General features: G+C 71.1%; 15 protein-coding genes. 7 read left to right on the top strand and 8 right to left on the bottom strand.

The window, feature by feature from the left end; translation table 11 throughout:
* Nucleotides 1–17 precede the first annotated feature (17 nt).
* Both ACGF3A_RS15560 and tesB read left to right on the top strand, forming a co-directional pair.
* The gene (locus ACGF3A_RS15560; RefSeq protein ID WP_393729875.1) at nt 18–2,546 is read left to right on the top strand and encodes a DEAD/DEAH box helicase; all 2,529 of its coding nucleotides are present in this window, start codon (nt 18–20) and stop codon (nt 2,544–2,546) included.
* 49 nt (nt 2,547–2,595) lie between these two features.
* On the top strand, nt 2,596–3,468 hold the full coding sequence (gene tesB, locus ACGF3A_RS15555) for an acyl-CoA thioesterase II (protein ID WP_393729873.1): 873 nt from the start codon (nt 2,596–2,598) through the stop codon (nt 3,466–3,468).
* On the opposite strand, the gene ACGF3A_RS15550 is transcribed toward tesB, so the two are convergent.
* The 4 genes from ACGF3A_RS15550 to ACGF3A_RS15535 all read right to left on the bottom strand — a co-directional run bounded on the left by ACGF3A_RS15550 (nt 3,449) and on the right by ACGF3A_RS15535 (nt 6,064).
* Nucleotides 3,449–4,363: a DUF6397 family protein gene (locus tag ACGF3A_RS15550; RefSeq protein WP_393729871.1), complete on the bottom strand. Its 915-nt coding sequence runs from the start codon at nt 4,361–4,363 to the stop codon at nt 3,449–3,451. The two genes, tesB and ACGF3A_RS15550, sit on opposite strands and share 20 nt — an antisense overlap.
* Nucleotides 4,364–4,542: 179 nt before the next feature.
* Nucleotides 4,543–4,935 carry a roadblock/LC7 domain-containing protein gene (locus ACGF3A_RS15545; protein ID WP_344525029.1) on the bottom strand — a complete coding sequence of 131 codons (393 nt, stop codon included), beginning with the start codon at nt 4,933–4,935 and terminating at the stop codon, nt 4,543–4,545.
* Between the two features lie 78 nt (nt 4,936–5,013).
* Nucleotides 5,014–5,715 (bottom strand): ATP/GTP-binding protein, encoded by a 702-nt coding sequence (locus tag ACGF3A_RS15540; RefSeq protein ID WP_393729869.1) that lies wholly within the window; start codon nt 5,713–5,715, stop codon nt 5,014–5,016.
* A complete protein-coding gene (locus ACGF3A_RS15535; protein ID WP_393729867.1) occupies nt 5,696–6,064 on the bottom strand; it encodes a DUF742 domain-containing protein in 369 nt (122 codons plus the stop codon). The genes ACGF3A_RS15540 and ACGF3A_RS15535 overlap by 20 nt, the downstream gene beginning before the upstream one ends.
* Nucleotides 6,065–6,196: 132 nt before the next feature.
* On the opposite strand from ACGF3A_RS15535, the gene ACGF3A_RS15530 reads away from it, so the two are divergent.
* On the top strand, nt 6,197–6,808 hold the full coding sequence (locus ACGF3A_RS15530; RefSeq protein ID WP_393729866.1) for a class I SAM-dependent methyltransferase: 612 nt from the start codon (nt 6,197–6,199) through the stop codon (nt 6,806–6,808).
* On the opposite strand, the gene ACGF3A_RS15525 is transcribed toward ACGF3A_RS15530, so the two are convergent.
* The gene (locus ACGF3A_RS15525; RefSeq protein WP_393729864.1) at nt 6,805–7,794 is read right to left on the bottom strand and encodes an oxygenase MpaB family protein; all 990 of its coding nucleotides are present in this window, start codon (nt 7,792–7,794) and stop codon (nt 6,805–6,807) included. The genes ACGF3A_RS15530 and ACGF3A_RS15525 overlap by 4 nt on opposite strands.
* A gap of 91 nt (nt 7,795–7,885) precedes the next feature.
* Between ACGF3A_RS15525 and ACGF3A_RS15520 the strand changes: the two genes are divergently transcribed.
* Nucleotides 7,886–8,698 carry a hypothetical protein gene (locus tag ACGF3A_RS15520; RefSeq protein WP_393729862.1) on the top strand — a complete coding sequence of 271 codons (813 nt, stop codon included), beginning with the start codon at nt 7,886–7,888 and terminating at the stop codon, nt 8,696–8,698.
* A 72-nt stretch (nt 8,699–8,770) separates the two neighbouring features.
* Here ACGF3A_RS15520 and ACGF3A_RS15515 read toward each other — a convergent pair whose 3' ends face one another.
* Nucleotides 8,771–8,953, bottom strand: coding sequence for a hypothetical protein (locus tag ACGF3A_RS15515; protein WP_344525040.1), 183 nt, complete (start codon nt 8,951–8,953; stop codon nt 8,771–8,773).
* 156 nt (nt 8,954–9,109) lie between these two features.
* Between ACGF3A_RS15515 and ACGF3A_RS15510 the strand changes: the two genes are divergently transcribed.
* Nucleotides 9,110–12,058: a DEAD/DEAH box helicase gene (locus ACGF3A_RS15510; RefSeq protein ID WP_393729859.1), complete on the top strand. Its 2,949-nt coding sequence runs from the start codon at nt 9,110–9,112 to the stop codon at nt 12,056–12,058.
* The gene (locus ACGF3A_RS15505) at nt 12,055–13,386 is read left to right on the top strand and encodes an SWF or SNF family helicase (protein ID WP_393729857.1); all 1,332 of its coding nucleotides are present in this window, start codon (nt 12,055–12,057) and stop codon (nt 13,384–13,386) included. The genes ACGF3A_RS15510 and ACGF3A_RS15505 overlap by 4 nt, the downstream gene beginning before the upstream one ends.
* Before the next feature lie 204 nt (nt 13,387–13,590).
* On the opposite strand, the gene ACGF3A_RS15500 is transcribed toward ACGF3A_RS15505, so the two are convergent.
* Complete coding sequence (locus ACGF3A_RS15500; protein ID WP_393729856.1) at nt 13,591–14,385, bottom strand: SGNH/GDSL hydrolase family protein; 795 nt, start codon at nt 14,383–14,385, stop codon at nt 13,591–13,593.
* Nucleotides 14,386–14,605: 220 nt separating this feature from the next.
* Nucleotides 14,606–15,232, bottom strand: coding sequence for a hypothetical protein (locus ACGF3A_RS15495; RefSeq protein WP_393729854.1), 627 nt, complete (start codon nt 15,230–15,232; stop codon nt 14,606–14,608).
* A 316-nt stretch (nt 15,233–15,548) separates the two neighbouring features.
* Here ACGF3A_RS15495 and ACGF3A_RS15490 point away from each other — a divergent pair, with 316 nt between their 5' ends.
* Complete coding sequence (locus ACGF3A_RS15490) at nt 15,549–18,542, top strand: glycoside hydrolase family 2 TIM barrel-domain containing protein (RefSeq protein ID WP_393729852.1); 2,994 nt, start codon at nt 15,549–15,551, stop codon at nt 18,540–18,542.
* Nucleotides 18,543–18,559 lie beyond the last annotated feature (17 nt).

The raw sequence follows: 18,559 nt of genomic DNA, 5'->3' as shown, positions 1-18,559 counted from the left end.
TGGCAGCAGCAGGCAGTATGGGGGGCGTGACAGCCACCCTTATCGATCAGATGCCGAGCGACGCCGATCCGGATGCCCTCTTCGAGTCCTTCTCCAGTTGGGCCGAAGAGCGGGGCATCTCGCTCTATCCCGCCCAGGAAGAGGCGCTGATCGAGGTGGTCTCCGGGGCGAACGTGATCCTCTCCACCCCCACCGGATCCGGCAAGAGTCTGGTCGCCGCCGGCGCCCACTACACCGCGCTGGCGCAGGACAAGGTCACGTTCTACACCGCGCCGATCAAGGCGCTGGTCTCCGAGAAGTTCTTCGACCTGTGCAAGCTGTTCGGTACCGAGAACGTCGGCATGCTCACCGGCGACGCCTCCGTGAACGCCGACGCCCCCATCATCTGCTGCACCGCCGAGGTCCTCGCCTCGATCGCGCTGCGGGACGGCGCCGACGCCGACATCGGCCAGGTCGTGATGGACGAGTTCCACTTCTACGCCGAGCCGGACCGGGGCTGGGCCTGGCAGATTCCGCTGCTGGAGCTCCCGCAGGCCCAGTTCATCCTGATGTCGGCCACGCTCGGCGACGTCTCCCGGTTCGAGGAGGACCTGACACGCCGTACGGGCAAGCCCACGGCCGTCGTCCGCTCCGCGACCCGCCCCGTGCCGCTGTCCTACGAATACCGCACCACCACGCTCACGGAGACGCTGACCGAACTGCTGGACACCCACCAGGCACCGGTCTACATCGTCCACTTCACGCAGGCGCAGGCCGTCGAGCGCGCTCAGGCGCTGATGAGCATCAACATGTCGACCCGCGCCGAGAAGGACGAGATCGCCAAGGTCATCGGCAACTTCCGCTTCACCACGAAGTTCGGCAAGAACCTCTCCCGTTACGTCCGGCACGGCATCGGGGTGCACCACGCGGGCATGCTGCCCAAGTACCGGCGGCTGGTGGAACGGCTCGCCCAGGCCGGGCTGTTGAAGGTCATCTGCGGCACCGACACGCTCGGCGTCGGCGTCAACGTGCCCATCCGGACCGTCCTGTTCACCGCCCTCACCAAGTACGACGGCTCCCGTGTGCGGACGCTGCGCGCGCGGGAGTTCCACCAGATCGCGGGGCGCGCCGGGCGCGCGGGCTTCGACACCTCGGGCTTCGTCGTCGCCCAGGCCCCCGAGCACGTCGTCGAGAACGAGAAGGCGCTCGCCAAGGCGGGCGACGATCCCAAGAAGCGCCGCAAGGTCGTCCGCAAGAAGGCGCCGGAGGGCTTCGTCAACTGGAGCCAGCAGACCTTCGAGAAGCTGATCTCCTCCGAGCCCGAGCCGCTCAACTCCCGCTTCCGCGTCACCCACGCGATGTTGCTGTCGGTCATCGCCCGGCCCGGCGACGCCTTCGCGCAGATGCGGCAGCTCCTGGAGGACAACCACGAGGACCGGCGCTCCCAGCTCCGGCACATCCGCCGCGCCATCGCGATCTACCGCTCCCTGCTGGACGGCGGCATCGTCGAGCGGCTGGACACACCGGACGCCGAGGGCCGCACGATCAGGCTGACCGTCGACCTCCAGCAGGACTTCGCCCTCAACCAGCCGCTGTCCACCTTCGCCCTCGCGGCCTTCGAACTGCTGGACCCCGAGTCCCCCTCGTACGCCCTGGACATGGTCTCGGTCGTCGAGTCGACGCTGGACGACCCTCGGCAGATCCTGGCCGCCCAGATGAACAAGGCCAAGGGCGAGGCGGTGGCCCAGATGAAGGCCGACGGCGTCGAGTACGAGGACCGGATGGAACGGCTGATGGACATCAGCTACCCGCAGCCCCTCGAGGAGCTGCTGTTCCACGCCTACGGTCTCTACCGCAAGTCCCACCCCTGGGTCGGCGATCACCCGCTCTCCCCGAAGTCCGTCATCCGCGACATGTACGAGCGGGCGATGACCTTCACCGAGTTCGTCTCGTTCTACGAGCTGGCCCGCACCGAGGGCATCGTGCTCCGCTACCTCGCGAGCGCCTTCAAGGCCCTGGAGCACACCGTCCCCGACGATCTGAAGTCGGAGGATTTCCAGGACATCATCGAGTGGCTCGGCGAGATGGTCCGCCAGGTCGACTCCAGCCTGCTCGACGAGTGGGAGCAGCTCGCCAACCCGGAGGACGAGACCGCCGAGGAGGCCCAGGAGCGCGCCGACCAGGTCAAGCCGGTCACCGCCAATCCCCGGGCGTTCCGCGTGCTCGTCCGCAACGCGATGTTCCGCCGGGTGGAGCTGGCCGCGCTGGACGATGTCGCGGAGCTGGGCGAGATGGACAGCGAGGCGGGCTGGGACGAGGACGCCTGGGCCGAGGCCATGGACGCGTACTGGGAAGAGTACGACGACCTGGGCACGGGTCCGGACGCCCGCGGGCCGAAGCTGCTGAGCATCGAGGAGGTCCCGGAGGACCGGCTCTGGCGCGTCCGCCAGACGTTCTCCGACCCGAACGGGGATCATGACTGGGGCATCTCGGCCGAGGTCGATCTCGTCGCCTCCGACGAGGAAGGCCGCGCCGTGGTCAAGGTGACCGGCGTGGGGCCGCTCTGAGGGCTCCCGTCTCCCCCGCGAAGACGGACACGAGAGAGGAACCGACGACATGACCGGCCCCAGTCCTGCCGAACGTCTCGTCGACCTGCTGGACCTGGAAGAGATCGATCTCAACATCTTCCGGGGCCGCAGCCCCCAGGAATCCCTCCAGCGGGTCTTCGGCGGGCAGGTCGCCGGGCAGGCGCTCGTCGCGGCCGGGCGCACGCTGGACGAGCACCGTCCGGTGCACTCCCTGCACGCGTACTTCCTGCGGCCGGGGATTCCCGGCGTGCCCATCGTGTACCAGGTCGAGCGGGTCAGGGACGGGCGGTCCTTCACCACCCGTCGCGTGGTCGCCGTCCAGCGGGGCCGGACCATCTTCAATCTCACCGCCTCCTTCCATCAGCCGGAGCCCGGATTCGAGCACCAGGTCCCAATGCCCGATGTGCCTGAGCCGGAGAGCCTGCCGAAGCTCGCGGACGAGATCCGCGAGCACCTCGGCACGCTGCCCGAGCCCTTGGAGCGGATGGCCCGCAGGCAAGCCTTCGACATCCGCTATGTGCAGCGCCTGCGCTGGACGCCCGAGGAATTGCGGGACGTGGAGCCCCGCAGCGCCGTGTGGATGCGTGCGATGGGGCCGCTGGGCGACGACCCCCTCGTGCACACCTGCGCGGTGACGTACGCGAGCGACATGACCCTGCTCGACGCCGTGCGCATCCCCGTCGAGCCCCTCTGGGGTCCGCGCGGCTTCGACACCGCTTCCCTGGACCACGCGATGTGGTTCCACAGGCCGTTCCGCGCCGACGAGTGGTTCCTCTACGAGCAGGAGTCCCCCATCGCCACAGGCGCCCGTGGACTCGCCCGCGGCCAGATCTACGACCGCGAGGGCAAGCTGATCGTCTCCGTGATGCAGGAAGGGCTCTTCAGAAAGCTGGGCGACTGACGAGCTTTCCCCGGCGGGGCCACGGGCGCCAGCGCCTCCTCTCCCTCGCCGCTTCCTCCCGGGCCCGGACGATGCTCTCCCGGGGGACCAGCTCCGGGCTCCGCCCCTCCCCCGTGTCCGGCGGGGAATCAGCGGCTCGCGCCGAGGCGACAGGAGCGTGCCCGGTCTCGTGCTCCGCCGGCTCGCGTGCCTCCTCCAACTCCGCGGAGAGCGTCAACCGGTGCCAGAGGATCTCCTCCTCGCTGTCCGCGAGACAGAGCTCGGCCACCACCTCCTGTGTGGCCGGTGTCCCACCGGGCACATCGGCCAGCCGGGGCCGGAGGGCGTGGAGCAGGGCACGCTCTTCCATGTCGGGAACGGCTTCCGCCAGCACGTCCTCATCGAGAACCGCCGCTCGGGCCGCCGCCCGCCCCCAGGCCCCGCCCGCCTGCCGGGCGAGCTGCCCCACCCGTCGGTGTCGCCAGAGCTGGGCCCGCCTGTCGACCCCCTCGGCGAGGACCGCCCTCGCCGGGGCGGGGAACCTGCCGGTGAGCAGATCGGGGCTGCGCTCCGCCAATCCGCGCACCTCTTCCGCGAGATACAGCCACACCACGGTGCGGTAGCGATTCACATAGAACCGCACCGGGTGGAAGGCGCCCAGCCTCGCCAGCCGGGCGAAGCGGGAGGGGCTGATGCCCAACAGCCGGGCCCCCTCCTCCGCCCCCACGACACGCAGCCGCTCCCTCAGCCGCTCGGGGAACCCTTCGGTCCCCTTGACCCGCTTCAACTCCTCGCGAGGCACCCTGCGAGGGCCTCCCCTGGCCCCCGGAACGGTGCGCACCACGTCCAACTGAATGGCCAGGTCGAGCTCCCTGGGCCTCAGCCCCAGCTCCCTCGCCGCCACGCGCACCGCCATGGGCGCGGTGCTCTCCTGTCCCGTCCCCGTGGCCCCTGACTCGGCGCCATGGTCTCCGCATGCGGAATTCACTGGCATGACACTCATCCCCCGCAGTCGCTCAATTACCGTGCGTGAAAAACGGTAACGCGCCCGCCAGCATCCCGCGCGGCCTGTGGAAAACTCCACAGAACCGCAGGTCACTGCCCGTTTCGCACCGCGACCCCGAGATGTTCTCCGACGCGGTTCACCAGCAGCGTCATCTCGTAGGCGACCTGACCGATATCGGCCTCGGCCCCCGCGAGCACGCACAGGCAACTGCCGTCGCCCGCCGCGGTCACGAAGAGCACCCCCTCGTCGAATTCGATCATCGTCTGCCGCACCCGCCCGGCCTTGAAGTGCTGTCCCGAGCCCTTCGCCAAGCTGTGCAGTCCGGAAGCGACGGCGGCAAGGTGCTCGGCGTCCTCCCTCGCGAGTTCCTGGCTGCTCCCCGTCACCAGTCCGTCGTTGGAGAGCACCAGCGCGTGCCGGACGGAGGAGATCCGCTTGGTCAGATCGTCCAGCAGCCAGTCGAGTCCCGTGTTCAGTGCCACTCCGCTGCCCCCTTTTTTCTCGGCATCTGCCGAGCCACCCTTACCCACGAGAGCACGGTCAGCAACCACTACGCACGCTTAGTCCCGATCCGGCCTCTCCTCCGCCACAGATGTCACATCCGTCTCTGCGAAGTGCCCCGTGACATGCTCCGTGAGCTGCCGACGGCCCGCGTGGTCGAGCAGTCGGATCAGCACCTCCTTGGCCGAGTCACGATCACGCGCGTCGCACAGCATCACGGGCGTTCGCGCGTCCAGGTCGAGGGCACGAGCGATGTCGTACGCGGCGTACGGGCTCTCGCCCGACAGACAGTTGACGGCGACGACGAACGGCACACGGTTGCGCTCGAAGTAGTTCACGGACGGGAAGCAGTCCTCCAGCCTTTCGGCGTCGGCGAGGACGACCGCGCCCAACGCGCCTCGCGTCAGCTCGTTCCATGCGGAGCGATGCGCGTCCGCCGCGGGCATGGCGAAAAGGCAGAGGGACAGACCCGGCCGGACGGGTATCCGGCCGAAGTCCACCGTGGCGGGCCCCTCCGGCCTCGTCGGCCCCGCCGCCGGGACCTCGGCAGCACCGGACCGTTTCTTCCCGGTGCGCAAGGGCCTGACCTCGCTGACCGAGCCGATCAGCGTGGTTTTCCCCGCACCCGCTCCTCCCGCGACAGGCACCTTCAGTGCCTGCGATCCGGGGTCGATCCGACCGGTCCCCCGCGCACCGGCCCCGAGTACCTCCCGCTCCGCCACAGGGCCTGCCGGCGCGAGTTCAGAGTGCGCGGAGCGCATCGACCACCTCGCTCAACGCCCGCGCTCCCGCCGGCCCGGTCGGCGGCGAGGGCGGGACCACGGTGACGCAGCCGCGCCGGAGAAGATCACCTATCAGCGCCTGTACGGCCGTGACGGACAGTCCGGCGACGACGGCGAGTTCCGCGACCGGAAGCGGCTCGCCACGGCACGCGTCCAGCAGCGTGGTGTGGCGGGGACCGATCCAGGGCCCCGGACCCGGCCCCGCCGCCGAGCCGTCGGTCCCGGTCGCCACGGAGACCTGCGCGGCCAGGTCAAGGGCGTCCCCGGAGGCGTCGGCGGCGCGCCGGGGGCCGTCGGCGCGAGAAGGTGCGTGAGTCAGTTGTCGCATGATTCCGGACGCTAATTCGGGTGGACATGCGCCTCGGGCATGTTCCGGAAGCATCCCTTAGTTGACACCGACGTGATCGGCATCGACCGGAATGAATCCGGAGAGGAACACATGACGCGCGATGATGGGCACATGGCTCACGACACGCCCTACGATCCAGCTGCCGTCCAGGAGTTCTTCGACTCCCGGGCGGCCACCTGGGAAACGCGCTTCCCCGACGACGGCCCCGCCTACGCCGCGGCGGTGTCCGAGATCGCCCTCCCTCAGGGCGGCGCGGTTCTGGACGCCGGATGCGGTACCGGCCGCGCGCTGCCCGCCCTGCGCACGGCAGTCGGCCCGTCCGGAACCGTCCTCGGCGCGGATCTCACGCCCGCCATGCTGGAGGAGGCGGTCCGGAAGGGGCGCGACGCCTGTGCGGGACTCGTCCTCGCCGATGTCGTCCGTCTGCCCCTCAGGGACGCATGCCTGGACGCGGTGTTCGGCGCCGGACTGATCTCCCACCTCCCCGGCCCGGACACTGGCCTGCGCGAACTCGCCCGTGTCGTACGCCCGGAGGGCACGCTCGCCCTCTTCCACCCCGTCGGAAGGGCCGCACTCGCCGCGCGCAAGGGGCAGCAGCTCACCGCGGACGACGTCCGCGCGGAGCCCAATCTCCGCCCCCTGCTCGCCTCGACGGGCTGGCGTCTGGTGTCGTACGCCGACGAGGACGACCGCTATCTCGCGTTGGCGGTGCGCACACGTTAGGAGGGACCCTTGGGGCGCTCCTGCCTCTCCTCCTGCGGCTCCTCCTGCGGCCCGGTCCGGGCCACGTGCGGCACCGGGCAGGCGGAAGGGCCGGAGCGTTGCCTGTCCGAGGACTGGCCGAGCGGACGGGATGTCCCGGGGAACGTTCCGAGGTCGGCGACGTCGTAGCCGACCGGGTAGCCGGGGTAGCTCCGGATCTCCCAGTTCTGGCGGCCGTAGTGCGGCTTGCGGCGCGGCGGCATCAGCCGTACGGCCCGTCCGCGCAGGCGTACGGCCCAGCGCACCAGGTTCCGCACGGCGGGGCGCGGCGGGTCGTAACGGAAGGCCCGCAGCAGGGAGTCGTCCAGCAGCGCCACCGTGGCACCGCGCACCAGGGGCGCGAGGGGACGCGGGTACCAGGAGGCGACCAGGTCGATCGTGGCGTCGGAGACCCGTCGTCCGCCTTCGTCCCAGCCGAAATGGGCGTCCTCGTAGTCGTCGAGGCATCGCTCGAAGTCGGCGAAGGTCTCCGGGATGTCCCGGATGCCCATGTGGCGGCCGAGCGTGCGGTAGTAGGCCGCCCCGGCGCGGAGTTCGTGGCCGGTCAGGGAACGCCATCCGAACCGGCCGATCCAGCGCTCCGGCATCACGACGAACGTGCACAGCACGTAGCGCATGTCGTCGTTGGAGATGTCGTAGGAACGGTGCATCTGGTTGATCCGGCGGATCGCGGCGAGCCCGGTCTCGTGCTCGAAGCCGTGCTCGACGACCGCGTCCAGGAGCAGCGAGGTGTCGTCGTACCGCTTCTGCGTGCGGTCTGTCAGCTCCGCCGTCTCCGCGAGCAGCCGTCCGATGCTGGGGACGGCGTAGGTGCGGTAGAGGGCGAACTCAAGGGCTCGTGTGAAGTCCCAGGGGAACTCGCAGTACGCCGTCATGCGGTAGATCTCCAGCCAGTCCCGCTCCGGATCGAGGCTCAGGATCTGCTTCAGCCGGTCGTATCGCCGCACGTCGGGCCCCCTCTGTCGGTGTTCCCGCATCTGTTGCCCGTCCCACTCCAGAAGCTATGGTGCACCCGAAAACGGGGTCCTGACAGGAGGCGTGGTGGGTACTGAGAAGGCTGCGGAGAAGCCGGACGAGGACGCGCTCTACGTGCTCACCGCCGTACTGCTGACTCCCGCTCAGTTCCCCGGAGTGCTCGGCGACGACTATCCCGAGGCGTGTGCGGCGCTGGGTCTGGAGCCGTTCGCCGAGGGGTACGGGCTCGTGCTCGGGCAGGACGGGCAGGGAGCGCGCTGGACCGTGGCGACGGAGGACGTGACGCTGGTCGCCTGCGCCGTCGCCGCCTGGGACTGCGGGATGGAGTACGACCTGTCACCAGACGACCGGACGGTCGCCGCTGTGCTGCCCGGCTGGCCGCTCGCCCTGGCGGTGTCGGCGCCAGGAGTTCCCGCACCGCACGACCCCGAGCCCGAGCCCGACGACGGCACCGACAGCGGTGCCCCGATGCTCTCCCCGCCCGACACGGGGAGCTGGGGCCCGGCGCAGCGGCGTCTCGGCGCGGACCAGATCGCGCTCCAGTGGGCCGAGTGGCGGGAGCAGGTCGAGGAGGAGGTCGAGTTCACCGAGCCCGGGGAGGGCCCGCCCAGCGGGGTGCGCCGGGTGCTCGAAGAAGTGCGGGCCTACGTGGAGAGTCCTCCTCCGCCTGGACGGATCCGCTCCGCCTTCGCCTCCGGGGACGCCCGTACGCTCCGTGCGGACGGCCCCGGCTGGAGCGTGGTGGCACGCACGGACGACATCGCGTTCGTGCTGACGGACGAGGCGCCGGGCGAGATCCTTCCGGTCGGGCGGGGCCCCGAGCTGCCGGGCCTGCTCAAGGCGCTCGACGACCTCGCGCCCCGCCCGGCGGCGTGAGCCGCCGCATGGGCCAGGGGCGACGCGGAACGGTGGTCGCCGCCCTCCCCCGCCGAGTCTCCGGCGCCACGCTCAGCGGCCGAGCTCCTTACGGCTGACCCGGCGGAGCCTCTTCCGCTGCGAGGGGTCCAGCGTCAGATAGGCGACGGTCGGCACACCGACGATCACCAGCACCGCGATCCAGAACGAGGTCAGCCACCACAGGAGCAGCCCCACGGCCACTCCGCCGACAGCGATCTTTCCCCGGTTGGTCATCTCGATCCCTCCTCCCGCACAGCGGCACCTGCCGCTCACCCCATTGAACGCTTTTTCGGGCCGAAGGGTTCCATCCTCGCTACCCGTCACGCTCATACCTGAGGTACTCTCGGCCGCCCTGTTGCGCTAGTCAAACTTGAGGAATACGTCAGTACTGTGGCAGAGACCGTGTCATCGCCCGACCCGACTTCCCAGCTCACGCACTGCGCGGCCGTGCTCCTCACGGCCGACCCTCCACGCCTTTCCCGACTCGCCTTCTGGCGACCGGACGGCAGTCCCCCCGTCGCTCCCGGCCCTTCGGGCCCGCCCCCGACCGGCACCGCGGAGGATCTGTCCGTCGCGCTCCCGGACGAGGACGGCACGGTCGGGATGTACACCGTGCCCGCGCTCCTACTGACCATGGACGAGGCTCTGCCCGTGCTGACCAGGGCGCGTGCGGCGCGTACCGGTACGGCGGCGGAATTCTGGGGAGCCGCGGCACTGCTGGCACTGCGGCTGACGGCGCAGGGAAAGCTGCTGCCGGGGCTCACCTCGGAGGACCACGACGCCTGGCGCCTCGGCCCGCTCGGCCCCGGCGACACGGAGGCGCTGGCGGAACTCGCCGCCGCCATGCCCCCGTACGCGCACGCCGTCCCCCTCTCCTCCCCGGCCGACGGTGAGCCCCTCCGTCTCCCCTCTCCTCAAGGGCAGCTACGGGCGTTCGTGGACGCCGTCGCGGACACGATGCCGCGTACTCCGGCCGCGCCCCTCGCCCTCGGCGGGAGCGCGTTCACGGACCCGGGAGCCGTGCGTGCTCTCCCCGAGCTCCGGCGATGGGCGCAGGGAGTCGCCGCGGGGCACGACGCGGGCGTACGGCTGTCGCTCCGGATCGAGGTCGACGGGCTCACCGGAGGCAGCGGAGAGACCGAGGGCGGCGGGGACACCGCGCCCCGGTTCCGCGGGGTGCTCCAGGTGCACAGCCTGACCGACGCGACCGTCGTCGCCGACGCGGCCGAGGTCTGGACGGGCTCGTCGTCCGTCAGCGACCGGTTCGGTCCCCGTGCACGTACGGACGCGCTGCTGACCCTGCGCCGGGCCGCGGGCATCTGGGAGGCGCTGAGCCCGCTCCTGTCCGCGGCGGTGCCGGACGCGCTGGAACTGGCCGATGAGGAGATCGCCGAGTTGCTGGGCTCCTCGGTCGCCTCCGCGCTGGCCGCCGCGGGAGTCGAGGTGCACTGGCCACGGGAGCTGGCCATGAACCTCACGGCCCGTGCGGTGATCACCCCCGGCGACTCCGAGGACGGGGAGCAAGGCCACCGCGGGTCGGGCGGGTTCGGTTCAGGGCCGCCCTCGTTCCTCTCGCCCGAGGCGCTGCTGAGCTTCAACTGGCGCTTCGCCGTCGGCGACCACGAGGTCAGCCGTGCCGAGCTGGAGCAGCTCGCCGAGGCCGGACGCCCCGTCGTCCGGCTGCGCGACCAGTGGGTGCTGGTGGATCCGGAGGCCGTCCGCAAGGCGAACAAGCGGCAGGACCACAAGGTCGGCATGCTCGACGCGTTGGGCTCCGTGCTCACGGGGACGAGCGAACAGGACGGCAAGCACGTCGACGTCCAGGCGACCGGATGGCTGGAGGAACTGCGCGCGCGGCTCGCCGATCCGGAGGGCGAGGACCGGACACCACCCACCCAGCCGGCCGCGCTCCAGGCGACACTGCGCGACTATCAGCTCCGCGGGCTGGGTTGGCTGCACCGGATGACCTCGCTCGGCCTGGGCGCCTGTCTCGCCGACGACATGGGCCTGGGTAAGACCATCACCCTCATCGCCCTGCATCTCCAGCGGCAAGAGAGGCCCGAGACAGCAGGGCCGACCCTTGTCATCTGTCCGACCTCGCTGATGGGCAACTGGCAGCGCGAGATCGAACGGTTCGCCCCGGGCACGCCCGTACGGCGCTACCACGGTCCCTCGCGCAGTCTGGAGACACTGGCGGACGGCGAGTTCGTGCTGACCACCTACGGCACCATGCGGCTGGACGCGGAACGGCTGGGGGCACCGAGTCCCGGAGCCCCCTGGGGCATGGTCGTGGCCGACGAGGCACAGCACGTGAAGAACTCCCTCTCCGCGACGGCCAAGGCGCTGCGCACCATTCCCGCCCAGGCACGCGTCGCCCTCACCGGCACGCCCGTGGAGAACAACCTCTCCGAGCTGTGGTCCATCCTCGACTGGACGACACCCTCGCTGCTGGGACGGCTCGGCACCTTCCGCAGGCGCTACGCCGACGCGGCGGAGGGAGGCACCGACCCGGCGGCCACCGAACGGCTGGCACGACTCGTGCGTCCCTTCCTACTGAGGCGGCACAAAACGGATCCGGGCATCGCGCCGGAGCTGCCGCCCAAGACGGAGACCGACCGCGCCGTCTCCCTCACCGCCGAACAGGCCGGTCTGTACGAGGCCGTGGTCCGCGAGTCCCTCGCGGAGCTGTCCGGGACGGAGGGATTCACCCGGCGCGGCCTGGTCGTCCGGCTGCTCACCTCGCTCAAACAAATCTGCAACCATCCCGCGCAGTACCTCAAGGAGCAGGACCGGCCGCGGCTGCCCGGCCGCTCGGGGAAGCTGGAACTGCTGGACGAGCTCCTGGACACGATCCTCGCCGAGGACGCGAGCGTTCTGGTGTTCACCCAGTACGTACAGATGGCGCGCCTTCTGGAGCGGCACCTCGCCACGCGGGGTGTTCCCACGCAGTGTCTGCACGGAGGGACGCCCGTCGCCGAACGCGAGGACATGGTGCGGCGTTTCCAGGAGGGGAGCGTTCCGGTGTTCCTCCTGTCGCTCAAGGCCGCCGGTACGGGACTCAATCTGACCCGGGCCGAACATGTCATCCATTTCGACCGCTGGTGGAACCCCGCCGTCGAGGCACAGGCCACCGACCGCGCGTACCGCATCGGACAGACCCGGCCCGTACAGGTGCACCGGCTCATCACGGAGGGGACGATCGAGGACCGTATCGCCGAGATGCTGCGGCGCAAGCAGGCACTGGCCGACGCCGTGCTCGGTTCGGGCGAAGGCGCACTGACCGAACTGTCCGACGCCGAGCTGGCCGAGCTCGTCGAGCTGCGGAGGGACGAGCGATGAGCGAGCACGACGACATGCCCCGGGACAAGGCGTCGGAGCTGGAGCGGATCTTCGAGGCGCTGCCGCCCGCGCGGGGGCGCGGCTTCGCCCGTACATGGTGGGGCCAGACATGGCTGAAGGCGCTGGAGGACACGGCGCTGGACAACCAACAGCTCCGCCAGGGCCGCAAGTACGCACGCGAGGGCGCGGTGGGCGCGGTCTCGGTGCGCCCGGGGCGCATCACCGCGATGGTGCTCGGCGCCGACCGGGTCCCGTTCCGTGCGGACGTGCTCCTGCGCGAGCTGGGCGAGGACGAGTGGGACCGGCTCCTGGAGGTGATCGCGAACGAGGCCGGACACATCGCGGCCCTTCTGGACCGCGACATGCCGCCCACCCTCGCGGAGGACGCCTCCGATGCCGGGATCGAGCTCCTCCCGGGCATCGGCGACCTGGAACCGGCCTGCACCTGCGACGCCTGGGACCACTGCCACCACACGGCCGCGCTCAGCTACCAGGTGGCCCGTCTCCTCGACGAGGATCCGTTCGTCCTGCTGCTCATGCGCGGCCGGGGCGAGCGCGAGGTGCTGGACGACCTCCAGGCGCGCAGCGCGGCGAGGGCGGCGGAGGCGGCCGGAGAACAGCAACGGGCGGCGCAGGACGGGGGCGACGAGCCGGAGGGCGTTCCCGCGCAGGAGGCGTACGCCCTCGGAGCGGTCCTGCCGCCGCTTCCCGGGCCTCTGCCGCCCGTGACGGACGATGCCCGCGTCGCCGTCTTCGACGGCGGCACGGAGGCTCCTGGCGTCGATGTCGGGGCCTTGGAGCTGCTCGCGGCGGACACGGCCGAGCGCGCGCGCCGCACGCTCGCGGAGGCACTGTCCCCGGCGCACGCGCGGCGTCCCGTACCGGCGCCGCTGACGCGCTGGCAGGACGCGGTGCGGCTGGCCTCGTCCCGTCCGGGCCGGAGCGTCACCGCGCGGCTCGCCGAGGGCTGCGGCCGTCCGGAGCGCGACCTCGGACCTGCCGTGCGCGCCTGGGAGTTCGGGGGCGCGGTGGCGCTGGAGGTCCTGGAGGAGGACTCGTCGTCCGGCTCGCCCGAGGAAACGGTCCTCGCGCGGGCACGCACCCAGGTGGATGCCGCGTGGGCCGACGACGACGCTCGCCCCCGGCTCCGGGCCTCCGGCAACCGGTGGACCGTCGTCGGCGCGGACGCACAGCTACGGTGCGGGCGGGACGGACGGTGGTGGCCGTACCGGAAGGAGCGGGGCCGCTGGTGGCCCGCCGGAAGCGCCGAGCACGACCCCGCCTCGGCCCTCGCGGTCGCGCTGGAGGGCGCCGAGGCGTCGGGCTGAGCCCGGCGGCCGTCGAACGGCAGCACATCGCCGTCCCCGCGTCAGGGTGCGGGGACGGCGATGTGGACGACCCGTACGGTTCGTATGGTTCGTGCGGTCCGTATGGTTCGTGCGTCCGGTGCGGTCCGTCGCCCTTGGGCCACCGCCTTCCGCGCGGCCCCTGCCGGTGTGGGTCAGGGTGGCGCGGATCCGGAGCTGTGCGGGTCAGCCGAGGCTGTCCAGCACGGGCAGGTAGCCACCGGACTGACCGGCGGCAGTGGGGTGGTACGACTCGTCGACCGGGACAGTGACGCTGTGCAGCCACTCGTCGCCCGAGCAGATCTCGTGCCCGCCGAACGCCGGACGCACGTCACCGAAGCCGAACCCGTGGTCGGCGGCGCGCTTGGCCGTCACGTCGTTGAGGTCGTCCGAGGCGGCGTTGACGGCCTCCCGGGACTTCTCGCTGATGCCGACGTTGCAGTCGCCCTGAAGCTTGTAGATGTGGGGGTAACCGAGCACGGCGACCTTCGCGTTGGGAGCCTTCTCGCGAATGGCGTCGTAGACCGTGTCGAGCTTGCCCGGCAGCGTATTGGCAATGTAGTCGCGCGCTTCCTGTATCCGCGTCAGACAGGCGCTCTCGCCCTGGAGCACACAGGTCTGCATGGCGTCCGCGAAGCCCGCGTCGTTGCCGCCGATGCTGATACTGACCAGTCCGGTCCCGTCGTTCAGCGGGCCGAGCTGGTTGGACAGCACATCGGAGGTACGCGCGCCCGAGCAGGCGGTGAAGTCGAAGGAGGCGGGCGAGTTGGCCGCGCTCCACAGCTTCGGATACGCGTTGGCGCTCCGTTTGCAGTCACCGGATTCATAGTCTCCGGCGCCCACGCCGGAGGAGTAGGAGTCGCCGAGAGCGACGTACGAGGGGGCGGCTTCCTCCGCGTTGGCGGGAGCGGCCCCGATCAGGGACAGTCCGAGGAACGCGACCGCGGCTGTAGCCGTGGACGCCCATCTGCGCAGCTTCATGGAACCTCTCACATGGGTGGGGCATGGAGGGAACATCTGTCACACCGGTCACGCCAATCTACCCGCGTTGAGCCGTGTCCATGCCAACCCCGCGACAGGTGTTTTCGGACTCAACGACCCTTGTGGCAAAGGGGCATGGGGACAGGGGTGAACAGAGGTGCCGTATGGGTGCTTCCGCCGCGCGAAGATCCCTACACGCCCTGACGCGCCGTTCGAGGAGTCACCTCAGCGGCTTGTGCAGCTTCTTGCCCTTGCCCGCCGTCAGACTGCACGTCACGCGGTCGAGCCCCGCGTTCACGCCCTCGGCCTTGGGATAAGAGACGAGAGTGCCGCCCACCGTTCCACCGGGCTGACGCTTGGCCGTGGTCCGCAGGACAGGGCGGCACAGGGACTCGGCCTTCTCCGCCACCGCGGCGTCCTTCTCGAAGCTCCCTTGGATCCTCTTCCGCGCGACCACTTCGGCGTCGTGTGCCGCAGCGCAGTCGCGGGTCTCCACCTGCCCCTCCCGCTTGCCCGAAAGGTCGTAGCAGGCGCCCTTTCTCAAGAGGAACGAGGGAAGCGTGATGTCACTCGCGCCGTCCCCGGGGTCACCGGTCGGCAGCGCGCCCGAGGGGTCCGGATCGGGAAAATCGGTGGCAGCGCCGTCGTCGTCCGGCACAGGGTCACCGGTGGGTGTCGCGTCCGGACCGGAGGCTCCTCCCCCGCCCGGCGCCGCCCCGGCCGACGAACTCCCGTCCACGGGAGCGTCGCTCACCGCGCGCCCCTCGCCGTCGCCCCCGGCGAGGAAGAGGATTCCCGCGGTCAGCAGCGACAGCGCGAGCACGCCCGCGACCACCGCGCCCGCCACGATCCGCCCCTTGCGCGGCCCGTCCCCCGATGACCGCCAACCACCTTGCCCAGGCGGACCGAAGCTGCCCGAGCCAGGCGGCCCGAAGCCACCGGGTGGTGGTGAGCCGGGCGGCTGGCTGCCCGACGGCGGCTGGCTCGACGGCGGCATCGTCATCCCGTCACTCTGTCATGCCACCCTCACAGAGGGCGACGTGAATCCGGACGGTACGGACAGCGCAAGGCGCCAAGGACACGTCCAGGCCGGAGGCACCGGTGACAGGGCGGCGGTCCGGAAACGATGATCCAGAGGTGACCGAGAACCACCGAGGAGACGTATGACCACCTCCCGCCCGTCCGGGCAGCGTCAGACCCCCTACTACGAGGATGTCTCTCCCGGCACCGGAAGCCTCCCCGCGCGCGCCTGGACCGCGCGTACGGACGCGCGAGACCTGAGCCTGAACGGAACGGACTGGCGGTTCCGGCTGTCCCCGTCGGCCGACGGTCAGGACGACGCCTTCGTCCGGGACGGTTTCGACGACTCCGGCTGGGCCGAACTGCCCGTTCCGTCCCACTGGGTACTGCACGGCCACGGCTCGCCCGCGTACACCAACGTCCCGTATCCCTTCCCCGTGGACCCGCCACGCGTTCCCGACGAGAACCCGACGGGCGACCACCGCCGCGTCTTCGACCTGCCCGACGGCTGGCCCGCCGGGCCGGGGGCCGAGGGCGAGACCCTGCTCCGTTTCGACGGGGTCGAGTCCTGCGCCCGTGTCTGGCTCAACGGACAGGAGCTGGGCACCTTCCAGGGCTCCCGGCTTCCCCACGAGTTCGCCGTCGGCCCCCTGCTGCGGCCGCGCGGCAACGTCCTGGCCGTCCGTGTCCACCAATGGTCGGCGGGAAGCTACCTGGAGGACCAGGACATGTGGTGGCTGCCCGGCATCTTCCGGGACGTCACCCTGCTGCACCGCCCGCCCGGGGCCGTCACCGACTTCCAGGTGCACGCGGGCTACGACCACACCACCGGGCGCGGCACCTTGCGGGTCGACTGCGAGCCGGGCGGCCGGGTCACCGTCCCGGAGCTGGGGCTCGATCTGGCGACGGGCGAGACCGCCGACATCCCCGTCGAGCCCTGGACGGCCGAGACGCCCCGTCTGTACGAGGGCGAACTGGCCACCGAGGGCGAGCGCGTTCCGCTGCGCGTCGGCTTCCGCACGGCGGTGGTCGAGGACGGCCTGTTCAAGGTGAACGGCAGGCGCGTCCTGCTCCGGGGCGTCAACCGGCACGAGTTCCATCCGGAGACGGGACGTGCCGTGGACGAGGCGACCATGCGGCACGACCTCGAACTGATGAAGCGGCACAACGTGAACGCCGTGCGCACCAGCCACTATCCGCCGCACCCCGCCTTCCTCGACCTGTGCGACGAACTCGGCCTGTGGGTCATCGACGAGTGCGACCTGGAGACGCACGGTTTCCTCGCCCTGAAGGACGTGACCAACCCGGTCGACACCGAGGAGTGGACACCGGCCCTGCTCGACCGTGCCGCCAGGATGGTCGAGCGCGACAAGAACCATCCCTCCGTCGTGATCTGGTCCCTGGGCAACGAGTCCGGCGGTGGCCGTGGCATCTCCGCGATGGCCCGCTGGATCCGCGAGCGCGACCCGTCACGCCCGCTGCACTACGAGAACGACTACGTCTATCCGGACAGCGACTTCTACTCGCGCATGTACCTCCCGCACGAGGAGGTCGAGCAGATCGGACGGCGCGAAGAGCCGCCGATGGGCAAACCGGAACAGGACGAGCGGCGCAGGACCCTTCCGTTCATCCTGTGCGAGTACGCGCACGCCATGGGCAACGGGCCGGGCGCTCTCGCCGACTACCAGCGGATCTTCGAGACGTACGAGCGCTGCCAGGGCGGGTTCGTCTGGGAATGGATCGACCATGGGCTGCCCAAGCGCACCCCGGACGGGCGGACACACTTCGCCTACGGAGGCGACTTCGGAGAGGACCCGCACGACGGAAACTTCGTCTGCGACGGCCTCCTCCTCCCGGACCGCACCCCCTCCCCCGGGCTGGTCGAGTTCAAGAAGGTGATCGAGCCCGTCAGGATCGTGCCGGGCGCGGAGCCCGGCACCGTGAAGGTCACCAACGGGCACGACTTCGCCGACCTCTCCGCCCTCGCGTTCACCTGGTCCTGGCAGATCGACGGAGAGGCCGTCGCGACCGGACGGCTGGAGCTGCCCGAACCCGCCGTCGCTCCCGGCGAGTCCGTCGACGTCACCCTCCCCGCACCCCCGGGGAGCGACCGGACCGGAGAGACCGGCTGGACGGTCCGGGCCGAGCTCGCCCAGGACACCCCGTGGGCCGAGCGGGGCCATACGGTCGCCTGGGGCCAGGTTCCCGGGCCCGTCGCCGGGAACGAGGGCTCCGCGGGGCCGCGAGGCGCCCTCATGGCGCCCCGGCGGGAGGACGACGTCCTCCGGCTCGGCCCGGGCGTCTTCGCCCCGGACAGCGGCGTTCTGCGCCGTCTCGACGGTCTCCGGCTGTCCGGCCCCCGGCTCGACGTCTGGCGTGCGACCACCGACAACGACGACGGTGCGCCCTGGCAGCCGGACACCCGTCACGGGCCCCTGTGGCGCTCGCACGGGCTGCACCGGATGACGCACCGAACCGACGCCGTGGAGGCCGACGGGGACGCGCTCGTCGTCCGTACGCGGGTGGCAGCGGCGGCCAGCCCGCTGGCGCTGCGCGCCGTCTACCGCTGGACCGCCACGTCCGGGGTGCTCCGTCTGCGCGTCTCCGTGGAGCCGGAGGGCGACTGGGACTTCCCGCTGCCGCGGCTCGGCGTGCGGCTGGGCCTGCCCGCCGCCTACGGGCACGCCAGGTGGTTCGGCGGCGGGCCCGGCGAGGCGTACCCGGACACGTGCGCCGCGTCGATGACCGGCCGCTGGCACAGCACGGTGGACGGCATGCAGACCGACTACGTACGGCCGCAGGAGAACGGGGCCCGTACGGACGTCCGCTGGGCGGAGCTCACCGACCGGCCGGGCGGAGAGGGGCTCCGCGTGGAGGCGGATCCGGCGCCGTTCTGGTTCACCGCGCGCCGGTGGACGAGCGAGCACCTGGACGCCGCGCGGCACACCACCGATCTGGTCGCCGGTGACACCGTCTGGGTCAACCTCGACCACGGCATGCACGGCATCGGCTCGCAGTCGTGCGGCCCGGGCGTGCTTCCGGAACACCGGCTGGACGTCGGGCCGGCGGAGTTCTCCTTCGTCTTCTCGACACTCTCCCCGGACGGCAGCGGAGTCCAAGGGGCGCAAGAGGCGTAAGGGCGCGAGAAAAACGT

The organism is Streptomyces sp. NPDC048172, from assembly GCF_043202595.1.
Classification (GTDB): domain Bacteria; phylum Actinomycetota; class Actinomycetes; order Streptomycetales; family Streptomycetaceae; genus Streptomyces.
Note: the sequence above shows the minus strand (reverse complement) of the source record. Positions and strands in the feature narration are given on the sequence as shown.

What these genes read in the sequence shown, in the direction of transcription:
- ACGF3A_RS15560 (WP_393729875.1), top strand. Translation starts at nt 18, where the DNA reads ATGGGGGGCGTGACAGCCACCCTTATCGATCAGATGCCGAGCGACGCC.
- tesB (WP_393729873.1), top strand. Translation starts at nt 2,596, where the DNA reads ATGACCGGCCCCAGTCCTGCCGAACGTCTCGTCGACCTGCTGGACCTG.
- ACGF3A_RS15550 (WP_393729871.1), bottom strand. Translation starts at nt 4,363, where the DNA reads ATGGCGGTGCGCGTGGCGGCGAGGGAGCTGGGGCTGAGGCCCAGGGAG.
- ACGF3A_RS15540 (WP_393729869.1), bottom strand. Translation starts at nt 5,715, where the DNA reads ATGCGCTCCGCGCACTCTGAACTCGCGCCGGCAGGCCCTGTGGCGGAG.
- ACGF3A_RS15535 (WP_393729867.1), bottom strand. Translation starts at nt 6,064, where the DNA reads ATGCGACAACTGACTCACGCACCTTCTCGCGCCGACGGCCCCCGGCGC.
- ACGF3A_RS15530 (WP_393729866.1), top strand. Translation starts at nt 6,197, where the DNA reads ATGGCTCACGACACGCCCTACGATCCAGCTGCCGTCCAGGAGTTCTTC.
- ACGF3A_RS15515 (WP_344525040.1), bottom strand. Translation starts at nt 8,953, where the DNA reads ATGACCAACCGGGGAAAGATCGCTGTCGGCGGAGTGGCCGTGGGGCTG.
- ACGF3A_RS15505 (WP_393729857.1), top strand. Translation starts at nt 12,055, where the DNA reads ATGAGCGAGCACGACGACATGCCCCGGGACAAGGCGTCGGAGCTGGAG.
- ACGF3A_RS15500 (WP_393729856.1), bottom strand. Translation starts at nt 14,385, where the DNA reads ATGAAGCTGCGCAGATGGGCGTCCACGGCTACAGCCGCGGTCGCGTTC.
- ACGF3A_RS15490 (WP_393729852.1), top strand. Translation starts at nt 15,549, where the DNA reads ATGACCACCTCCCGCCCGTCCGGGCAGCGTCAGACCCCCTACTACGAG.